The 19179-nt window shown below is 55.8% G+C and carries 19 protein-coding genes and 1 tRNA gene; 11 read left to right on the top strand and 9 right to left on the bottom strand.

What is annotated here, in order from left to right:
- Positions 1-4 precede the first annotated feature (4 nt).
- The 6 genes from GJQ55_RS05105 to GJQ55_RS05080 all read left to right on the top strand — a co-directional run bounded on the left by GJQ55_RS05105 (position 5) and on the right by GJQ55_RS05080 (position 4456).
- Positions 5-907 carry a 4Fe-4S binding protein gene (locus GJQ55_RS05105; protein ID WP_228346431.1) on the top strand — a complete coding sequence of 301 codons (903 nt, stop codon included), beginning with the start codon at positions 5-7 and terminating at the stop codon, positions 905-907.
- Between the two features lie 2 nt (positions 908-909).
- Positions 910-2757, top strand: coding sequence for a nitric oxide reductase activation protein NorD (locus tag GJQ55_RS05100; RefSeq protein WP_228346430.1), 1848 nt, complete (start codon positions 910-912; stop codon positions 2755-2757).
- Complete coding sequence (locus GJQ55_RS05095) at positions 2754-3341, top strand: cytochrome c oxidase subunit 3 (protein WP_228346429.1); 588 nt, start codon at positions 2754-2756, stop codon at positions 3339-3341. Before GJQ55_RS05100 ends, GJQ55_RS05095 begins: the two co-directional genes overlap by 4 nt.
- 9 nt (positions 3342-3350) lie before the next feature.
- On the top strand, positions 3351-3617 hold the full coding sequence (locus GJQ55_RS05090; protein WP_228346428.1) for a hypothetical protein: 267 nt from the start codon (positions 3351-3353) through the stop codon (positions 3615-3617).
- Positions 3618-3648: 31 nt separating this feature from the next.
- Positions 3649-3966, top strand: a complete 318-nt coding sequence (locus GJQ55_RS05085) for a c-type cytochrome (protein WP_228346427.1) — start codon at positions 3649-3651, stop codon at positions 3964-3966.
- 94 nt (positions 3967-4060) lie between these two features.
- Complete coding sequence (locus GJQ55_RS05080; protein WP_228346426.1) at positions 4061-4456, top strand: putative zinc-binding protein; 396 nt, start codon at positions 4061-4063, stop codon at positions 4454-4456.
- A gap of 72 nt (positions 4457-4528) precedes the next feature.
- Here GJQ55_RS05080 and GJQ55_RS05075 read toward each other — a convergent pair whose 3' ends face one another.
- Together GJQ55_RS05075 and ubiU are read right to left on the bottom strand one after the other, a co-directional pair.
- Positions 4529-5407: a U32 family peptidase gene (locus GJQ55_RS05075; RefSeq protein WP_228346425.1), complete on the bottom strand. Its 879-nt coding sequence runs from the start codon at positions 5405-5407 to the stop codon at positions 4529-4531.
- 3 nt (positions 5408-5410) lie between these two features.
- The gene (gene ubiU / locus GJQ55_RS05070; RefSeq protein WP_228346424.1) at positions 5411-6406 is read right to left on the bottom strand and encodes a ubiquinone anaerobic biosynthesis protein UbiU; all 996 of its coding nucleotides are present in this window, start codon (positions 6404-6406) and stop codon (positions 5411-5413) included.
- A gap of 158 nt (positions 6407-6564) precedes the next feature.
- Here ubiU and ubiT point away from each other — a divergent pair, with 158 nt between their 5' ends.
- Positions 6565-7053, top strand: coding sequence for a ubiquinone anaerobic biosynthesis accessory factor UbiT (gene ubiT, locus GJQ55_RS05065; RefSeq protein WP_228346423.1), 489 nt, complete (start codon positions 6565-6567; stop codon positions 7051-7053).
- A gap of 31 nt (positions 7054-7084) precedes the next feature.
- Here ubiT and GJQ55_RS05060 read toward each other — a convergent pair whose 3' ends face one another.
- From GJQ55_RS05060 to uvrB, 3 genes are all read right to left on the bottom strand, one after another.
- Entirely contained in the window at positions 7085-7489 is a 405-nt protein-coding gene (locus GJQ55_RS05060) for a ribonucleotide reductase subunit alpha (RefSeq protein ID WP_228346422.1), read from the bottom strand.
- Positions 7490-7737: 248 nt separating this feature from the next.
- Positions 7738-7814 (bottom strand) — tRNA-Val (locus tag GJQ55_RS05055).
- Positions 7815-7952: 138 nt separating this feature from the next.
- The gene (gene uvrB, locus GJQ55_RS05050) at positions 7953-9986 is read right to left on the bottom strand and encodes an excinuclease ABC subunit UvrB (RefSeq protein ID WP_228346421.1); all 2034 of its coding nucleotides are present in this window, start codon (positions 9984-9986) and stop codon (positions 7953-7955) included.
- 111 nt (positions 9987-10097) lie between these two features.
- Between uvrB and GJQ55_RS05045 the strand changes: the two genes are divergently transcribed.
- Complete coding sequence (locus tag GJQ55_RS05045) at positions 10098-11282, top strand: pyridoxal phosphate-dependent aminotransferase (protein ID WP_338149188.1); 1185 nt, start codon at positions 10098-10100, stop codon at positions 11280-11282.
- Between the two features lie 699 nt (positions 11283-11981).
- Here GJQ55_RS05045 and hda read toward each other — a convergent pair.
- Both hda and GJQ55_RS05035 read right to left on the bottom strand, forming a co-directional pair.
- Positions 11982-12674, bottom strand: coding sequence for a DnaA regulatory inactivator Hda (gene hda / locus GJQ55_RS05040; protein ID WP_228346419.1), 693 nt, complete (start codon positions 12672-12674; stop codon positions 11982-11984).
- An 8-nt stretch (positions 12675-12682) separates the two neighbouring features.
- Positions 12683-13693 carry a DUF2066 domain-containing protein gene (locus tag GJQ55_RS05035; RefSeq protein ID WP_228346418.1) on the bottom strand — a complete coding sequence of 337 codons (1011 nt, stop codon included), beginning with the start codon at positions 13691-13693 and terminating at the stop codon, positions 12683-12685.
- Between the two features lie 166 nt (positions 13694-13859).
- Here GJQ55_RS05035 and purM point away from each other — a divergent pair, with 166 nt between their 5' ends.
- From purM to GJQ55_RS05020, 3 genes are all read left to right on the top strand, one after another.
- The gene (purM, locus tag GJQ55_RS05030; protein ID WP_228346417.1) at positions 13860-14912 is read left to right on the top strand and encodes a phosphoribosylformylglycinamidine cyclo-ligase; all 1053 of its coding nucleotides are present in this window, start codon (positions 13860-13862) and stop codon (positions 14910-14912) included.
- On the top strand, positions 14909-15580 hold the full coding sequence (purN, locus tag GJQ55_RS05025; RefSeq protein WP_228346416.1) for a phosphoribosylglycinamide formyltransferase: 672 nt from the start codon (positions 14909-14911) through the stop codon (positions 15578-15580). Before purM ends, purN begins: the two co-directional genes overlap by 4 nt.
- An 89-nt stretch (positions 15581-15669) precedes the next feature.
- Positions 15670-16500 (top strand): DUF3108 domain-containing protein, encoded by an 831-nt coding sequence (locus GJQ55_RS05020; RefSeq protein ID WP_228346415.1) that lies wholly within the window; start codon positions 15670-15672, stop codon positions 16498-16500.
- A 106-nt stretch (positions 16501-16606) separates the two neighbouring features.
- Here the strand turns inward: GJQ55_RS05020 and rpsA are convergent, their stop codons facing one another.
- Together rpsA and cmk are read right to left on the bottom strand one after the other, a co-directional pair.
- Positions 16607-18289: a 30S ribosomal protein S1 gene (gene rpsA, locus GJQ55_RS05015; RefSeq protein ID WP_228346754.1), complete on the bottom strand. Its 1683-nt coding sequence runs from the start codon at positions 18287-18289 to the stop codon at positions 16607-16609.
- A 152-nt stretch (positions 18290-18441) separates the two neighbouring features.
- Positions 18442-19122, bottom strand: a complete 681-nt coding sequence (cmk, locus tag GJQ55_RS05010) for a (d)CMP kinase (RefSeq protein WP_228346414.1) — start codon at positions 19120-19122, stop codon at positions 18442-18444.
- Positions 19123-19179: the final 57 nt, after the last annotated feature.

Below are 19179 nucleotides of genomic sequence, written 5' to 3'. Positions count from 1 at the left end.
AAGTATGAAAACCGGTTCGCAGGATCTTCGCTTAGTTACCCGCAGCGCATTTTTCTGGCTGTTTGTACTGGCACCCGTGCTGGATATTTTTCGCCTGGATCTGACCCGCGGCCATTTTATTGTGCTGGGTTTTGACTGGACCCTGGGGTTAACCCCGGTAGCCGGCCAAAGCCCGGCCTCTGTTTTTTCCCAGCTGTTCTGGTCACTGGGCTTACCGGTACTGGGAACACTGATTTTACTCATTGTAATAGTCTGGCGCTGGGGTCGTATTTATTGCGGCTGGTTGTGCCCGCATTTCAGCATGCTGGAATGGCTGGATAACAAAATGCAGCACTGGATTGGCCGCCGCTCGGTGTGGGAAAAAAACACTGCCCCGGCCCGTTACGGCGCCAAACTGGTACTGGCTCTGTGGATTCTGGCGGTATCGTTTTTATGGGCCGTTTCCCTGCTCAGCTATCTGCTGCCGCCCATTCCTTTATGGCAGCAATTATGGACATTCAGCGTGCCGTTATATCCGCTGATTTTTCTGGCCGTCGCCACGCTGTTATTTGTGATTGAATTTACCTTTGCCCGCCACTGGTTCTGTCGTTATGGCTGCGCCGTGGGTATTTTCCAGAGCCTGATCTGGTCATTAAACCCGCGCGCCATGGTGGTGGGCTTTCAGAAAAACCGCGGCAAAGACTGCCGCGACTGCAATGCCTGTGATCAGGTCTGCCCGATGCGGCTGGCGCCACGCGCCTCCAAGCAACGCAAAATTACCTGCACCCAATGCGCCCAGTGCATCAGCACCTGCGCCGACGTGCAGAAAGACAACCCCGCCGGCCCGTTACTGTACTGGGCCAGCGGTGACGACGCGGCCAGTCAGGAGCGTCAATTACCCAAAATCATTGCCCGCGAGAGGGATTAACCATGGAAGAAGCTGTTGGTATCCGCTGGCATCACTTTATTACCCGCATGGCGCAACGCAGCTATCCGCAGGCGCGCGTCACACTGGAGCAGGAACAGCCACGGCTGGCGGTGGTGTTACGCGCCCTGGGTGGTGATGCCGGTCTCAGTATCCGGGCTGCCGCCGAACAACGCCTGAACACCTCGCGCAGCTGGCTGCAGAAAGTGGCCGGCAACGGTTTACGCTTTGCCTTAGCCTGGCGCGATGCCGATACCCTGTATTTACCCGCCCAGCTGGAGTTTTACCCGTCAGCCGAGCTGAACCGGGAGCTGTATTTATGGTTAACCGCCCTGGCCTCCTGCCAGCCGCTGCTGGTCTTAGCCGGGCAGGAATGGCACAGCCTGAACCAACAGAATGTGAAATTATGCCTGCAGCATTACCCGGGGCTGGAACCGCTTTACCACCGCTTAGTGGTGGCCGAAATTCAGGAGCGGGATTTACGCCTGAGCCTGAAAAAATCCGCCTGGCCACGGGAGGAAGCCATCCGGCTGGCGCTGGCTGACCCCGGTTCAGTAGCTGTGTTACCCACCGGTCCCGGCGACCCCGATCCGGTACCGCTGTGGCTGTACGATGGCCGCCCGCCCAAGGCAATCAGCCGCCAGCCGGATAACGACAGCGGCGACCAACATCCCGCTGGCCGTGGTGCCGTAACCGACAGCAAGGTTCGCCGCCAGGCCGATTTTGCCGACGACCCGGATGGCCGTGATGGCTTATTAATATTCCGGCTGGAAAGCCTGTTTTCCTGGTCGGAATTTATTCCGGTTGACCGCACCTCTGATGACAGTGACGACCCCGATGCCGGCCGCATTGCCGAAGACCTGGACCGTATTACCCTGTCACAGAACCGTAGCAATCAGGCCTCGCGCATCCGTCTCGACCTCGATTTACCCAGCGCCGCCGAAGACGACATTCCCCTCGGCGAAGGTCTGCCCTACCCGGAATGGGATTACCGCAAAAACACCTTGCGGCCGGATTATTGCCGGGTGATTCCGATGCTACCGCGCGCCGCCGAACCCACGCCCTTGCCGGCCGAATTACAGCAGGCTGCCGCGCGCTTACGCCGACAATTTTCTGCCTTCAGCACCGCCCCTCTGATACAGCGCCGTCAGCTGCAGGGGGAACAGCTGGATCTGGCCGGTTGTATTGACCACCGCATCCAGCAGCTGCGTGGCCAGGGTCTCAGCAGTGCGCCAGTGTGGAAACAACAGCAACACCGCCACCGCGATTTATCCTGTCTGGTACTGGCCGATTTATCGTTGTCGACCGATGCCTGGGCCAATAACGAAAAACAGGTGATTGACGTAATCCGCGACAGCCTGCATTTGATGGGGGAAGCGCTGGATGCCAGTGACGACGATTTTGCCCTGTACGGTTTTTCTTCGCGCCGGCGCGACCATGTACGGTTTAATTTAATCAAGAATTTCAACGAAGCCTGGGACGATGTGATTCATGGCCGTATTCAGGCGCTGGAACCCGGCTATTACACCCGCATGGGTGCCGCTATCCGGCAGGCGGTGGATATTATTAACGACCATCCGGCCGAAAAACGTCTGCTGCTGCTGCTGACCGATGGCAAACCCAATGACCTGGATATTTACGAAGGCCGCTACGGCATTGAAGACACCCGCATGGCCATTCAGGAAGCGCACCGCGCCGGCGTTATTACCTACTGCGTCACCATTGACCAGAGCACCGCCGACTATGTGCCCTATGTGTTCGGCCAGCAGCGCTATTTCCGTCTGAACCGCGCCGACCAGTTGCCGCAGTTGTTACCACGCCTGTACCTGAATCTGACCGGACGTATGCTATGAATACCCAAAGCCACCCTGTCGATGATGTTAAAGACGATATTCCCGGTGATATTGCGCTGTGGTTTTTCCTCTGCGCTGAACTGGGGGTATTCGGCCTGCTGATTATCGGTTTCGCCCTGCTGCGGCTGTTTCAGCCTGAAATGGTCGCCAGCGGCTTACAACAGCTGCACCTGCATGCCGGTATTATCAACACGATGGCACTGCTGACCGGCAGCTGGCTGGCAGCCGTGGGGGTACAACAGGTACGCCGGCAGCAGCCTGAGGCCGGGCGTTATTTTATCGCGGCGGCAGCGGCTGGCATGATCTATATCATCGTCAAATTATCGGAATATACGGCACTCTATGAGCAGGGATACAGCCTGCATTATGATGCCTTTTTCGGTTTTTATTTTTTCGCCACGTTCTTTCATTTTCTGCACGTATTAGCCGGTATTCTGTTTCTGCTGCTGGTTGCGCGCTGGTTGAAAAATCACCGTCACAACCCTGCTGACCGGACCAAAACCGCAGAAAACGTGGCGCTGTACTGGCACATGGTGGACCTGGTCTGGATTGTGTTGTTTCCAACCCTGTATCTGCTGCGCTGAGGAGGCATAATGACAACCGCTGTAACCGGTAACCGGCTGCTGATACTGTGGCTGATTATGCTGCTGCTGACCCTGGTGGTCGCCCTGTCGCCGGGCAACACCGGCAATATGTTGCTGTGGTATGGGCTGGCCTGGGCTGCGACATTAGTCAAAGGCTGGTGGATTATTCAGGATTTTATGGAACTCAGGCAGGCGCCTGCGTTTTTGCGTCGTATACTGCAGGGGTGGTTATTTATAACGGCCACTGCCGTCGCACTGACTGCTGTATGGCAGTAAAAGCCTCAAGGCAAAACCAAGGAGAAAGATGATGAGAAAAATCGTACTGTTCACCGCCGTCGCCGGTTTGTTGATGTCAGGTGGCGCTATGGCCGCTGATGCCGCAGCTGGTAAGGCTAAATCCGGTGTCTGCGCCGCCTGTCATGGTGCGGATGGCAACAGCATGGTGCCAATGTACCCGAAACTGGCCGGTCAGCACGCTACCTACCTGGAAGCGTCTATGAAGGCCTACCGTGACGGTCAGCGTACCGGTGGTAACGCCGCCATTATGGCACCAATGGCCAAAGGCCTGAGCGATGCCGATATCGCCAACCTGGCCGCTTATTACAGCCAGCAAGCGCACAAATAATCTGTGCCGGCTGCCGGCCGGTGTTCCGGCCGGCACGCTTCTGATTATCCGTCGCTGCAGGCTAAACACGCCCGTTGCGGGCCGGAGTCTGCTTATGAAAAAGAATGATTTACCGCTGGTTTATTCCTGTTCCGGTTGCTCGCAGGTAGCACAACTGGCTAACCGCATTGCCGTAACCCTCGATCGTCGCCAGCACGCACAAATGTCCTGTATTGCCGGTGTCGGCGGGCAGGTAAAACCCTTATTGAAACTGGCCCGTTCCGGCCGCCCGATTCTGGCCATTGATGGCTGCGCACTCAGCTGTGCCAAACACAGCCTGGCCAATATTGGCGTACAACCCAGCCACCATCTGCAGCTGGCTGATTACGGCCTGAAAAAGAAATGCGCGGAAGAATACAGTGATGAGGTGGCCGAACAGCTGGTGCAGGAAATCAACCAGACGATTCTGCCGCAGTTGATTCCGTTAACGGCCATCGTTGATTCCGACTGACCGATTCTGACTGATCGATTCTGACTGACCGTCAGTACCCACCAGCACCCACTTGTGCCCATGAAACGTCAGTTAACTGACCTGCAGCATACCGGCCACCCGGCGCCAGTAACCGTTGCTGTCGGTCGGCCCCAGCTTAACCGGCTGCCCGCCCTGCTCATTGGCGCGGAAAGCGGCCAGCCACTCCAGCGTGCCTTCGGGTTCCGGACTGATCCGCACCACATCCACCAGCCCCTGCATGGAAGGCAGATCGTTAATTAAATTACAGCGGTGGCCGGACTGGGTCTGAATACCATTCAGTACAAACACCTGCTGGCCATCCTGGCTGATTACCTCGCGGCCTTTCGGGTACTTAATGCAGCACAGCTCGCACTGGTCTTTCTGGCGGTCTTCCGATCGGGCGGTAAAACAGCGTGCCGACCAGGCCAGCGGTAAATGCCCAAAGGCAAACACTTCGGTTTCAAAGCGGCCGATATCCTCCTGCAGGCTGTCTTGTTGCAACAGGGTTTGCAGCCAGTCGCGGGATAATTCCACCGGCATCACCCAGCGCTGCATGCCCTGCTGCAACAGGTATTTCAGGCTGTGCTGGTTGTAGCAATTAATGGCAGCGCCGGCGACAAAAGGCAGATGCTTTTCCCGGGCAATCTGAATGGCCCCCACGTCGTTGGCTTCCACCATAAATTCGCCGTTATCCACATAGCGCACCATCTCGCGCACCAGTGCAGGCGCTTCCAGTAACGTCATGGTGGATAAACACACGGTTTTACCGGCTTCACGCAGCTGATGGGCAATGTCCATATAATCAGCAAAACGCAGTTCGGTACGTTTCTGACAGACGGTTTCACCTAAGTAGACAATATCCACCCCGGCATCATCGGCAACGTCTTTATAAAAACTCTGCACCACCTCTTTGGGCCAGAAATACTGAATAGCGCCTAAGGAATATTTCATGGTTTATTTCCACTTGCGGTGATACGCACCCAGCGTGGTCTGGCTGCCTTCCGCCAGTGAACTGAGTACCCGGTTCCACTCGTCCTTAACCTGAAAGCGCTCAGCATCCTGCTGCACGGCATCAATGGCCTGGCGCCATATTTTGGTAATGCTGGCCACATAGGCCGGGCTGCGTTGGCGGCCTTCAATTTTCAGCGACACAATGCCTTCTTTGTATAATTCGGGCAGTAATTCCAGGGTATTTAAACTGGTGGGTTCTTCCAGCACGTTGTACAGATCATCACCGACCTGAAAACGACCTTTGCACAGAGTGGGATAACCGGCATTTTCGCCTTCAGCAAAGCGATCAATTACCACACCGTTCAGGCGCGATTCCAGCGTACCGTCACTTTTTTCATCCCAGCGCACATAAGCCGCCGGCGAACAGGCCCCGGCGGTATTGGGTGATTCACCGGTCATATAAGAACTTAAATAACAGCGTCCTTCCGCCATAATGCACAGGCTGCCAAAGGCAAAGACTTCCAGCGGGGTTTCACACAGTCGCGCTAACGCCCGCACCTGCTGCATCGACAATACCCGCGGCAACACCACCCGGGAAATGCCAAACTGACGGTAAAAATCAATGGCGGCCGGGTTGGTGGATGACGCCTGCACCGATAAATGTTTTTCAATGTGCGGGTAACGCTCATGGGCATAGGCGAGCAGTGAAATATCCGCCAGAATCAGCACATCGGCACCACTGTTAACCGCAATATCCACCGCGCGCTGCCAGCGTTCCCAGCCATCGGGGTGGGCAAAGGTATTAATGGCAACGTGAATTTTCCGGCCATGCCGGTGCACGTATTGCACCGCCTCATCCAGACCGGCACTGGCCAGATTTAAGCCGGCAAAATGCCGGGCATTGGTATCGTCTTTCAGCCCGACATAGACCGCATCGGCACCATGATCGATGGCCGCTTTCAAGGCGGGCAAGCTCCCCGCCGGACACAACAGTTCCATAACCTGTCCGCTGCTGATAATTCAGCGGCCATGCTATAAAAAGCGGCCGCCGCTGACTAAGCCCAGGAAGGAGTAATCCGCAGCTACCCATTCCGGGGTTTTGCCGTACAGATCTATCGTCGTTAGCCTTACGGGGTATTTTTTTCAGGATCAGCACCATGATGGCTGCCGCATTACGCCAGCGGGTACAACACTACTTGCCGCAATTACCCGCCCGTGTCACCCGTTACACGCCGGCGCCTGTTATGGAGCTCATACTGACGCAGGCGCTGAACCATGTTTTACAACCAGAATGCCGCGCCGGTGAGCTGGAATTTCTGCGCCGACGGATTGCGAGGGTGGAAATTACCGACCTGAATTTCTCGTTCAGCCTGACTTTTAACGGCCAACGGTTGCAGGCACTGCTGCCGGCGCAGCCATCGGAAGTGATGTTGCGCAGTGATCAGTATTCACTGCTGCAGATACTGCACGGTGACGCCGACCCGGATACGCTGTTTTTCCGCCGTAAATTATTAATTACCGGCGATACCGAGCTGGGGCTGTACCTGAAAAATATGATTGATACCGTACCGTTAACGCAACGGATTCCGGCCCCGTTGATGCGCTTATTAAGCCACATCTACCAGAGCCGGCAGGCAGAGAAGTGAGTGACTCTAAATAAGTCAGAACAAGACCGGATTAATACAAACCGATCATATCGCCCTGGCGGTTAAAGGTCAGAAATTCGCCGATCATGCCGGCGTTAATTTTATTCATCATTAACTGCAGAGCAGGCTCGGCATCATCCGGCATTGGCGGAAAACCATCACGCCCAGCCATTGCACCGACAAAGGCCACATCCCAATCAATCCCGGTTTTTTGCGACTCACTGACCAGCTCGTGAAAATGCATCACTTCACCTGGCAGCTTATCCACGCAGAGCACCGGACTCAGCACCCCGCCTTCGCCCTGTTCAAAGCGCTGCTGCTGCTCGGCGGTATAGCCTTCGGGTAATTCGGATTTGGCAAACACAAACAACAGGCGTTGCGGCTCAGTCTGCGCCATGGCGGCCATAATCAGGTCTTCGTAATTATCAATCTGCATAACTTACCTGCTCTGCAAGGCTGCTGAAATAAAGACGCCAATGGCCCGGTAACCCACCAAAACAGCATCATCCAACCCTCATATCCAGAATGATGCCAACGCCGGTACCCGGTACAAGCCCGCGCAGGAGCCATCAGCAATATATCGATTCTATCGGCTGCAAAAGCCGCAGCAACCGCTGCTGCAGGTTCATTGTGGGTAGAGAGGGGTAAAAAAAAGCCACACCGGCAGGTGTGGCTTTTAGTATTTGGTAGGACTAGCCAGATTCGAACTGGCGACCTCTACCATGTCAAGGTAGCGCTCTAACCAACTGAGCTATAGTCCTGAAGTGGCGCGTATATTACCCACGCCACCGGGGTCGCGCAAGTGCTTTTTTGCGCTACCTGCCCTTCCGCTTCCCGCCGGCGGCAATGCCGGAATTCCCTGCAAAAACAACCACATGCAGTCCAGAGCCGGCTTCAGCTCAGCTGTTGGCAATCACCTTCTGCTTCATCTCATGCAGCAGGTCGCGCAGGCGCGCGGCTTCTTCAAACTGCAGGTCGCGGGCAGCTTTGAACATCTGGTCTTCCACTTTAGCCACCTGTTTCACAAGCTCTGCCGCCGGCAGATGCTGCCAGTCACCACTACCGTACGCGCCCTTGTCTTCCGCCACTTTGCGGCCCCGGGTTTTCATGGCTTTGCCTTTCTTACCCGGTGGCGGTGCGGCTTCCAGAATATCGGCCACCGATTTGGTGACTCCCACCGGGGTAATGCCGTGTTCGGTATTAAAACGTACCTGTTTTTCTCGCCGGCGGTCGGTTTCGTCTATGGCTTTCTGCATGGAATCGGTGATGCGGTCGGCGTACAGAATGGCCTTGCCGTTCAGGTTACGGGCAGCGCGGCCAATGGTCTGAATTAATGAGCGTTCGCTGCGCAGGAAGCCTTCTTTATCCGCATCAAAAATGGCCACCAGCGACACTTCCGGAATATCCAGTCCTTCGCGCAGTAAGTTAATACCCACCAATACATCGAACTCGCCGAGACGCAGATCGCGGATAATTTCCACCCGTTCGACGGTATCAATATCGGAGTGCAGATAACGCACGCGGATATTCTGTTCCTGCAGAAAGTTGGTTAAATCTTCCGCCATGCGTTTGGTCAGCACGGTAATTAATACCCGCTCGCCCACGGCGGTGCGCAGTTGCAATTCATGCAGTACATCGTCCACCTGGCCGGTGGCTGGACGCACTTCAATCACCGGATCAATTAAGCCGGTTGGGCGTACCACCTGCTCGACCACCGCATCCTGATGCTCTTTTTCGTAGTTGCCCGGTGTGGCCGAGACAAAAATGCACTGCGGCACAATGGCTTCCCATTCTTCAAAGCGCATCGGGCGGTTATCCAGCGCCGATGGCAGCCGGAAACCAAACTGTACCAGGGTTTCTTTACGCGAACGGTCACCCCGGTACATGCCGCCAATCTGCGGAATGGTAACGTGCGATTCATCGACAAAAATCAGTGCATCATCGGGAATATAATCGAACAACGTTGGCGGCGGCGCGCCGGCTTCACGGCCGGATAAATAGCGCGAGTAGTTTTCAATGCCCGAGCAGTAACCCAGCTCCTGCATCATTTCCAGGTCGTAACGGGTGCGTTGTTCCAGCCGCTGTGCTTCTACCAGTAAATTATTATCGCGGTAATACTGCAGGCGTTCGTCCAGCTCCACCTTAATACCTTCTATGGCATCCAGAATGCGCTGGCGCGGCGTTACGTAGTGGGTTTTCGGATAAATAGTAACGCGCGCCTGTTTATTCAGCACCTCGCCGGTGAGCGGATCAAACAAACTGATCTGTTCCACTTCGTCGTCGAATAATTCAATGCGTACCGCTTCGTCGTCGCTTTCAGCCGGGAAAATATCGATCACATCACCGCGCACGCGGTAAGTACCGCGATGAAAATCCATTTCGTTGCGGGTGTACTGCAATTCCGCCAGCCGGCGCAAAATCGCACGCTGATCAATGCTGTCACCACGCACAATATGCAGCATCATTTTTAAGTAAGAATCCGGATCACCCAAACCGTAAATGGCCGACACCGTCGCCACAATAATAGCGTCGCGGCGTTCCATCAGCGCTTTGGTGGCTGACAAGCGCATCTGTTCAATGTGTTCGTTAACCGAGGCGTCTTTATCAATAAAGGTATCGGACGATGGCACATAGGCTTCCGGCTGGTAGTAGTCGTAATAAGAAACGAAATACTCCACCGAGTTATTGGGGAAAAACTCTTTGAACTCACCGTACAGCTGCGCCGCCAGGGTTTTGTTGTGCGCCATGATAATGGCCGGGCGCTGACACTGGGCAATCACATTGGCCATGGTGAAGGTTTTACCCGAGCCGGTCACGCCCAACAGGGTTTGCTTAAGCAGGCCGGCATTCACACCAGCCACCAGCTGACGGATAGCCTCCGGCTGATCACCGGCCGGAGAATATTTGGAGGAAAGCTCAAATGCTTTGGTCATCAGGATTCCAGAAATGCTCTTTATCAGATAGAATCATGCGGTTTTTTTGACCGGCGGTCAGCCCCTGCGGTGCTGCGCCTGCCGCCATCCACACTGTGTTTTGAGGATACCATTTTGGACCTGCAACTGTCTGATCGCGTGCAACAGATCAAGCCTTCCCCTACCCTCGCAGTGACCAAACGGGCTGCCGAACTGAAAGCAGCCGGCAAAGACATTATTGGCCTGGGCGCCGGCGAGCCGGATTTCGACACCCCCGAGCACATCAAACAGGCCGCTATTGAAGCCATTAATAAAGGATTCACCAAGTACACCGCCGTGGATGGCACCCCTGGCCTGAAAAAAGCCATTATCAATAAGCTGAAAAATGACAACGGCTTAAGCTACGAGCCGAATCAGATTCTGGTGTCGTGCGGTGGCAAGCAGAGCTTCTTTAACCTGAGCCTGGCCTTTATCAACCCGGGCGATGAGGTCATTATTCCGGCGCCCTACTGGGTGTCTTACCCCGATATGGTGGTAGTGGCCGGCGGCGTACCGGTGATTCTGAATACCGATGAAAGCACCCGCTTCAAAATTACCGCCGCCCAGCTGGATGCCGCCATTACCCCGAAAACCAAAATCGTGGTACTGAACAGCCCATCCAACCCGTCCGGCGTGGCCTACACCGCCGACGAGCTGAAAGCCCTGGGCGACGTGCTGCGCAAGCACCCGCACGTACTGGTGGCCACCGATGATATGTACGAATACATCTGGTGGGCGGATTTCGGTTTCGAAAACATTCTGACCGTGTGCCCGGATCTGTACGACCGCACCATCGTGCTGAACGGTGTCTCCAAAGCCTACAGCATGACCGGCTGGCGCATCGGCTACGCAGCTGGCCCGGTGAAACTGATCAGCGCCATGACCAAAGTGCAGTCACAGAGCACCTCTAACCCGACCTCCATCTCTCAGATTGCCGCGGAAGCAGCCCTGAACGGCGGCCGTGATTGCGTTACGCCAATGGTGAAAGCGTTTAAAGAACGCCACGACTATGTGGTGAAAACCCTGAATGAAATTCCGGGCTTCAGCTGCATTGCAGCTGACGGTGCGTTCTACGCTTACCCGAACGTGAAAGAAGCGATGGCCAAGGCTGGTATCGACAACGACATCGACTTCGCCGAAAAACTGCTGCTGGAAGCTGGCGTGGCACTGGTGCCGGGTTCGGCGTTCGGCACGCCGGGTTATATGCGGTTGTCGTTCGCGACCAGCATGGAAGTGCTGGAAGACGCGCTGGCGCGCATCAAAAAAGCGCTGAGCTGAGCCTGTAGGCCAGCCTTACAGGCTGGTTGAGCCGTCACTGCGTGACGGCTTTTTGCGGCCTTCGGCCGCTGGTATTGCAAGGGGAGGTATCCCCTTGCGAACCCCTAAGGCCCGCGTCCCAGCTGATCCTTGTTTACCAAAGCCAATTGAGCATACGCGGCCAAGGGGCATCCATGCCCCTGGCCACTCGTTTGGAGTCATCCAAACGATGCTATTGGCTTTGCCAAACTTCGGGCTGGAACGAATGGGCCGGGCAAAACAGCAGCAACTTGAAAAGCTAATGCGGCCTGCGGCCGGAAATAATCAAATTTGGGTTTTGGTTTTGCGCGCGTAGCGCGCTCAATAAAGCCATACCGGCGTAGCCGCTGCGGTTTTATCCGCGCCTATAGCACGCCAAAATGAACCGTCATTGACAGGCCCGCCCGGATGGACCGGGCGAGGATCGTGGCGCACGACGCGCCTTACGATCCGTGGCCGCAGGCAATGACGGTGAATGAGGAAATACGTGCTATACAGCGCAACAAATTGCAGGAGCAATTTGTGACATCACAAAATGATGGCCCGAAGGGTTGCCGCCATGGATGGCAGGCAACCAAGCTGGAGCGCGAGGATAAGTTCCTCGCAATCGGGGCGCGGGGGCGGAGCCCCGCAATAGCTGCCACGCAGTGGCAGCTAAACCAGCCCGGCAGGCTGGCAGTGTCACCACTGTAGCTCTGCTTTAACAAAAGGAATGGTCAGCTTCCGCTGCGCCGCCAACGACGCCGCATCCAGCCGTTCGAGCAAATCGAACAACCCCTGCATATCCCGCGGGCCGCGGGTAAGAATAAAGCGCGCCACGTCGTCGCTGAGGTTCAACCCACGGCGGCGCGCGCGCAACAACAACGCCAGTATTTTGTCGTTGTCATCCAGCTCCTGCACCGCGTAGCTTACCCCCCAGTTCAGTCGTGAGAGTAAATCCGGCAGCTGAATACCCAGCGCCGCCGGCGGCTGGCCAGCCGCAATCAGCAAATGACTTTGCCGGTCACGGATGCGGTTAAACAGGTGAAATAACGCTTCTTCCCAGTCCGAACGGCCAGCCACGGCCTGCAGATGGTCGAGTGCCACCAACGGCAACTGGTCCATACCGTCCAGCACCGCCGGGCCATAATCGGCCAGCTCATCCAGCGGCAGGTAAACACTCTGATGCCCCAGCCCTTCGGCATAGTGACAGGAGGCCTGCAGTAAATGGCTGCAACCGCTGCCAGGACTGCCCCATAAATAAATGTAGGGCTCGCCGCGCACCGTCCATTGCTGTTGCAGGGCCTGCACGATCTGCTCGTTAGGGCCAGCATAATAGTTGGCAAAACGGGCATCGTCGCGAATGGCGACAGATAAGGTTAACTGCTGATTCATCGGTTATCTCAGGGCTGCCAGCGGTATACCTGGGGTTGTTCGGTGGCCACCAGACGGCGGTCAAGAGCCAGTACGCTCCAGACCTGAGCCCAGTCGGCAGCCAGGTCCAGTTCAAGGATCAGATTATTGGTATCGACACTGCGGATATGCACCTGATCAATCGCGTTGTTACTGTTCAGATAAGCCAGCAACTCATGGTACTGGCGGAAATTATCCACCCCCGACACCATAATCATCTGTCCGGAAGTTTCCCCCTGATTGCGTACCGCGTAACGCTGGGCCAGAAAAACCGCGACCTGATCCGCAATCTGACGCAATACAGCCAGCACATCTTCGCCCTCGGCGCTTAATTCCAGCGCCTCATCGCGGTGCAGCAGAAACCCCCGGTAGGCAAAGCCAATGCCGGCCGCCGGCGCCAACCGGCCAGCCATTTGCGCATCGGCCATATAACGCTCAGAGGCCTTACGCACATCGGCGCGGAATAAGCCCCACAAGCTGCCCGCCGGCAGGGCAATTTCATCTTCCATATCCAGCGCCGGCCACAATAACGGAATGCCGCGTTCGCTCATTGCGCGCTCGAGCTGCAGACGCCATTGCTGTTCATTCTGGTTCAGCACCAGCCGTTGCCGGTTGTCTTCCACCGCCTGCCACAACAACACCAATGGCCGGCTTTTGCCCCACACCGGCAGTTGCGCCTGGCGCAGCACATCATCAATCAGATTCGGGGCGAAGCTAACCTTCAGCTGCAGCGAAGCATCCGCTTCATCGCGCACATAGCGGAAACTTTTGACGAACACCTCCGGATTACTCAGCTGTTGCTGCAGCAATTCGTGCTGGGCCGCTCCCTGCTCACCGGCAACTTTCACCAGCACCAGCATTAAGGCTTCCTGCATCGCCGGGGCACGGCTGACGGCCGATTGGTCTGCCACCGGCACCTGCATTTCATATAAATCCGACACCATAACCGCCTGCGCATTCAGGCTCAGGCACCACACCAACAACAGGCCGATAATACGCACAACCGGCTCCCTCTGTGACCGTCGTTTAAAAAGGCCGGTATTGTGCCACGCAGGGTCAGCAATGCCCACACCTCACGCAACACCGAAAACACCAGAAGAAAGATGCAGACAGGACAACAAATCGTTAGAATGTGCGCCTTTCTTTTGGCCACCCAGTGACGACGGCATGAGTGACAAGCAATCCCTGAGCTACAAAGACGCAGGCGTCGATATCGACGCTGGTAATGCATTGGTTGAACGCATCAAAGGCGTTGCCAAACGGACCCGCCGCCCCGAGGTAATGGCAGGCCTGGGCGGTTTCGGCGCCCTGTTTGAACTGCCGCAGGGCTACCGCGAGCCGGTACTGGTATCCGGTACCGATGGCGTGGGCACCAAGCTGCGTCTGGCCATGGACCTGAAAAAGCACGACAGCATCGGCATTGATCTGGTGGCCATGTGTGTGAACGATCTGGTAGTCGCCGGCGCCGAGCCGCTGTTCTTCCTCGATTATTACGCCACCGGCAAACTGAATGTTGATGTTGCGTCCGATGTAATCAACGGTATTGGTATCGGCTGCGAACAGGCCGGCGCTTCTCTGGTCGGCGGTGAAACTGCTGAAATGCCGGGCATGTACGAAGGCGAAGATTACGACCTGGCCGGTTTCTGTGTGGGTATCGTCGAAAAATCCCAGATTATTGATGGCTCTAAAGTGGCCGCCGGCGACAAACTGGTTGCCGTTGCCTCTTCTGGCCCGCACTCCAATGGCTACTCCCTGATTCGCAAGATCCTGGAAGTATCCAATGCCGACCTGACCGTAGACGTCGACGGCCAGAGCCTGGCGGATGCCCTGATGGCACCGACCCGTATTTATGTGAAGTCCGCCCTGAAGCTGATTAATGCCAGTGAAGTGCACGCCATGTGTCACGTGACCGGTGGCGGTTTCCAGGAAAATATTCCGCGCGTACTGCCGGACGACTGCAAAGCCATTATTGATACCAACAGCTGGAAATGGCCGGCGGTGTTTGAGTGGCTGCAACAGGCTGGCAACGTGGCTACCGCAGAAATGTTCCGCACCTTTAACTGTGGTGTTGGCCTTATCGTGGCCCTGCCGGAAGCCAAAGCCGATGCCGCCGTGGCATTGCTGAACGCCGAAGGTGAACAAAGCTGGATCATTGGTGAAGTGGCTGCCCGTCAGGCTGAGGAAGCTCAGGTACAGTTTACCGGTACCCGTATCGTATGAACCTGAGCAATGCCGGGGCCGGTCACACGCCGCGCCTCGTAATTCTGATCTCCGGCAGTGGCAGCAATATGCTGGCCATTGCCGAAGCCATCAGTGCCGGCCAGATTGATGCCGATATTGCCGGCGTTATCTGCAACCGCCCGGATGCCGCCGGCGTGCAGAAAGCCCGCGACCGCGGTCTGCCAACGCTGGTTATCGACCATAAAGAGTACAGCAGCCGCGAAGCCTTTGACGCCGAACTGCGCCAGCAGATTGATGACTGCGAACCCGACCTGGTCATACTGGCCGGCTTTATGCGTATTCTTACCCCGGCATTTGTCGCCCATTACGAAGGCCGCCTGCTGAATATTCATCCGTCACTGCTACCCAAATATCAGGGCCTGAATACGCATCAGCGCGCTCTGGACGCCGGCGACAGCCAACATGGGGTCACCGTGCACTTTGTGACGGAAGTGCTGGATGACGGCCCGAATATTATTCAGGCCGTGGTGCCGGTGCAGCCCACTGATGACGCCACCAGCCTGCAACAACGGGTGCATGCCCAGGAACACATTATTTACCCCATTGCGGTGAAATGGTTTGTTGAAGGCCGCCTGAAAATGCAGGGTAAGCAGGCCATGCTGGACGGTAATCCCCTGCCTGCCAGTGGCTTAGCGCTGGAATCCTGAACAGCGACGCCGAACAGGGACCAACACGGTCCCTGACTTCCTCTTTTTAAGCGCGTTATACTGCCGGCACATTCTTAACGGATGCCGTTATGTTAATAGCCCACGCCCCCTTCCGGCCTCTGGCCGCCACCCTGCTGATAACACTGCCCGCCAGTCTGTTAGCAGCGCTGCCGGCCGCAGCTGACAGTGCACCGGAAACCGCAACCAATGCCGTGCCCGTGGCGACAGCAGAACCAGCCGCCGTGCTCAGCCATACCAACACAGTGACAGCAGCCGCCACAGAGAACCGCCTGACCCTGCAGCCCTTTACCGTGCATTATAAAACCCGTTATGAATTGGGCTGGTTCAGCTTTGATATTGAAGGCAAACGCCAGCTGGAACGGCTGGATAATAACCGCTGGCGCTTTACCTTTGATGCCGAAGCCAGTATCGCCACCCTGCACGAAAGCACTGAGTTCTCTTTACAGGAACAACAGCTGCAGCCACTGCTGTACCGTTACCAGACCACCGGCTTTCTGAACACACCCACGCAGACGGTGTTATTTGCACCGGCACGGCAAGAGATCACCGATGCGCAGAACAACAAGCTGTACAAGGATATCTGGCAGCCCGGCGTGCAGGACAGCCTCAGCTATATGCTGCAGGCCAGCCTGGATCTGGCACAGGGTAAAACCGAACTGAACTATCCGGTGTTTGATGAAGATAAAATCCGTGAACACCGTTTTGTTGTGGTCGGTGAAGAACCATTGGATACCGCCATCGGCCAACTGCAGGCCATTAAGGTGCAGCAGATCCGCAGCAGTAATAAACGGCAGTTGTTTGCCTGGTTCTCACCCCGGCATCAGTATCAGCTGATACGGCTGGCCTACTATGAAAAAGGCAAATTGCGCTATCAGATTGATGTCAGCGGCATCGAATAACCAGCAGCCGGCACCCCATCGGCGCAGAAAAAACCCAATAAAAAACCCGCCGTAGCGGGTTTTTTATTGGGTGGCTGTTACACCACCCGGTATCGGTCAGTACCGATCAGCTGTTTTTGTTCAGCTGTTCTTTCAGCAGGTCGCCGATGGTGGTCGGACCAGTCATCTCAGCTTCTGCTTTAGCGCGCTGTTCTTTCAGAGCCGCTTTGTCAGCTACATCGTCTTTAGACTTAACAGACAGGCTGATGGTGCGGTTCTTACGGTCAACGGCAGTGATAACCGCTTCAACGGTGTCACCTTCGTTCAGAGCGTTACGGGCATCTTCCACTTTGTCGCGGCTGATTTCAGACGCTTTCAGAGTGGCTTCTACGCCCGGAGCGATTTCAACAGTGGCAGACTTGGCTTCTACGGCAATCACTTTACCGGTAACCAGAGTGCCTTTGTCGTTTTCAGCTACGAACTCAGAGAACGGATCGCTTTCCAGCTGTTTCACGCCCAGAGAGATACGCTCACGCTCTGGGTCGATAGACAGGATAACGGTTTCCAGCTCATCACCTTTCTTGTAGCGACGTACGGCTTCTTCGCCGGTTTCGTTCCAGGAAATGTCAGACAGGTGAACCAGACCGTCGATGCCGCCGTCCAGACCAATGAAGATACCGAAGTCAGTGATGGACTTGATCTTACCGTTGATCTTGTCGCCTTTGTTGAACTTGGTACCGAACTCTTCCCATGGGTTCATGGTGCACTGCTTGATACCCAGAGAAATACGACGACGTTCTTCATCGATGTCCAGAACCATTACGTCGATTTCATCACCAACCTGAACGACTTTGCTCGGGTGGATGTTCTTGTTGGTCCAATCCATTTCAGAAACGTGCACCAGACCTTCAACGCCTTCTTCCAGCTCAGCGAAGCAGCCGTAGTCAGTCAGGTTGGTTACGCGTGCTTTCACACGGGCATTTTCCGGGTAACGCTCGTTGATGCTGACCCACGGATCATCACCCAGCTGCTTCAGACCCAGAGACACACGGTTGCGCTCGCGGTCAAACTTCAGCACTTTAACGTCGATTTCATCGCCAACAGCAACGATTTCGCTCGGGTGCTTGATGCGTTTCCACGCCATGTCAGTGATGTGCAGCAGGCCGTCAACACCGCCCAGATCTACGAATGCACCGTAGTCGGTCAGGTTCTTAACGATACCTTTAACAGACTGGCCTTCCTGCAGGTTAGCCAGCAGTTCTTCGCGTTCCTGGCTGTTAGCAGCTTCCAGAACGGCACGACGGGATACCACAACGTTGTTACGCTTGGCGTCCAGCTTGATAACTTTGAATTCCAGCTCTTTGCCTTCCAGGTGAGCGGTATCGCGCACAGGACGCACGTCTACCAGAGAGCCTGGCAGGAACGCACGGATGTTTTTCAGTTCAACAGTGAAGCCACCTTTGACTTTACCGTTGATGATACCCATGACCATTTCGTCAGCTTCGAAGGCTTTTTCCAGCTCGATCCAGCTTTCAGCACGCTTGGCTTTTTCGCGGGAGAGCTTGGTTTCACCGAAACCATCTTCAACGGCTTCCAGAGAAACCTGAGTGGTGTCGCCGATTTTAACTTCCAGCTCACCTTTTTCGTTCAGGAACTGTACACGCGGAATAACGGCTTCTGATTTCAGGCCAGCGTTCACAGTAACCCAGTCGCTGTCGATATCAACAACGGTACCGGTCACGATGGAACCAGTCTGCATGTCCAGTTCTTTCAGGGATTCTTCAAACAGTGCTGCAAAGCTTTCGCTCATGCTCATGAGTATTTACCTATTTCGTTAGTGCGCGCTTCCGGGGGTGAATAATGGAAGACGACGCTATCCAAATGGCCAGACATTTGGGGTTAGTCAGACAAAAAAACGGGCATGTGTTCTCTTACAGAGCCGGCTCACACGCCTGTTTCATCTCAGATCAGTCCTGCTGTTCGGACAAGATTCATAACCTGATCGCACACTTCCTCAATACTCATTGAGGTGCTGTCGATCAGCACAGCATCTTGCGCTGGCTTCAATGGGGCAACAGCACGGTTGCTGTCACGCTCATCGCGGGCCCGGATGTCTTCGATAAGGGCCGGCAAACTAGCATGAAAGCCCTTTTCAAGCAACTGTTTGTAGCGGCGCTGACCGCGTTCCTCGGCACTGGCGGTGAGGAATACTTTCACCGGCGCATCAGGGAACACCACCGTGCCCATATCGCGGCCGTCGGCAATCACACCCGGGGCGGTACGGAAGTCGCGCTGACGCTGCAGCAGCGCATCGCGCACTGCCGGCAAGGCCGCCACCTGGGAGGCCAGACTGCCCACTTCTTCGGTACGGATGGTGCTGGTGACATCGTCGCCTTCCAGAATCACACGCACGCCCACCGGAGTCGGTTCAAAGCGCACATCCAGCGCCGCCGCCACCGCCGCCACGGCAGCTTCGTCATCCAGTGCCAGGCCCTTGCGGCTGGCGGCCAGGCCGGTGATACGGTACAGCGCCCCGCTATCCAGCAGTTGCCAGTTCAGCACCTGCGCCAGACGGGCACACACCGTACCTTTGCCGGCACCGGACGGGCCATCGATGGTGATTACAGGAGCCTGAGTATTCATGGCTGATCCTTTCATTTTTTCCGTTTAAGACGGGCAGCGCTTTGCGTCTCCCGCCTC

Source organism: Venatoribacter cucullus, assembly GCF_016132445.1.
Taxonomy (GTDB): domain Bacteria; phylum Pseudomonadota; class Gammaproteobacteria; order Pseudomonadales; family Oceanobacteraceae; genus Venatoribacter; species Venatoribacter cucullus.
The sequence above is the reverse complement of the archived record's forward strand: the minus strand, read 5'-3'. Positions and strand labels throughout refer to the sequence as shown.

Bases quoted from the DNA above. Each gene is read 5' to 3' on its own strand.
- GJQ55_RS05095 (WP_228346429.1), top strand. From the start codon at position 2,754: ATGAATACCCAAAGCCACCCTGTCGATGATGTTAAAGACGATATTCCC.
- hda (WP_228346419.1), bottom strand. From the start codon at position 12,674: ATGAATCAGCAGTTAACCTTATCTGTCGCCATTCGCGACGATGCCCGT.
- ubiT (WP_228346423.1), top strand. From the start codon at position 6,565: ATGATGGCTGCCGCATTACGCCAGCGGGTACAACACTACTTGCCGCAA.
- GJQ55_RS05060 (WP_228346422.1), bottom strand. From the start codon at position 7,489: ATGCAGATTGATAATTACGAAGACCTGATTATGGCCGCCATGGCGCAG.
- GJQ55_RS05090 (WP_228346428.1), top strand. From the start codon at position 3,351: ATGACAACCGCTGTAACCGGTAACCGGCTGCTGATACTGTGGCTGATT.
- GJQ55_RS05075 (WP_228346425.1), bottom strand. From the start codon at position 5,407: ATGAAATATTCCTTAGGCGCTATTCAGTATTTCTGGCCCAAAGAGGTG.
- purM (WP_228346417.1), top strand. From the start codon at position 13,860: ATGAGTGACAAGCAATCCCTGAGCTACAAAGACGCAGGCGTCGATATC.
- rpsA (WP_228346754.1), bottom strand. From the start codon at position 18,289: ATGAGCGAAAGCTTTGCAGCACTGTTTGAAGAATCCCTGAAAGAACTG.
- ubiU (WP_228346424.1), bottom strand. From the start codon at position 6,406: ATGGAACTGTTGTGTCCGGCGGGGAGCTTGCCCGCCTTGAAAGCGGCC.
- GJQ55_RS05020 (WP_228346415.1), top strand. From the start codon at position 15,670: ATGTTAATAGCCCACGCCCCCTTCCGGCCTCTGGCCGCCACCCTGCTG.
- cmk (WP_228346414.1), bottom strand. From the start codon at position 19,122: ATGAATACTCAGGCTCCTGTAATCACCATCGATGGCCCGTCCGGTGCC.
- GJQ55_RS05080 (WP_228346426.1), top strand. From the start codon at position 4,061: ATGAAAAAGAATGATTTACCGCTGGTTTATTCCTGTTCCGGTTGCTCG.
- GJQ55_RS05100 (WP_228346430.1), top strand. From the start codon at position 910: ATGGAAGAAGCTGTTGGTATCCGCTGGCATCACTTTATTACCCGCATG.
- GJQ55_RS05085 (WP_228346427.1), top strand. From the start codon at position 3,649: ATGAGAAAAATCGTACTGTTCACCGCCGTCGCCGGTTTGTTGATGTCA.
- uvrB (WP_228346421.1), bottom strand. From the start codon at position 9,986: ATGACCAAAGCATTTGAGCTTTCCTCCAAATATTCTCCGGCCGGTGAT.
- purN (WP_228346416.1), top strand. From the start codon at position 14,909: ATGAACCTGAGCAATGCCGGGGCCGGTCACACGCCGCGCCTCGTAATT.
- GJQ55_RS05105 (WP_228346431.1), top strand. From the start codon at position 5: ATGAAAACCGGTTCGCAGGATCTTCGCTTAGTTACCCGCAGCGCATTT.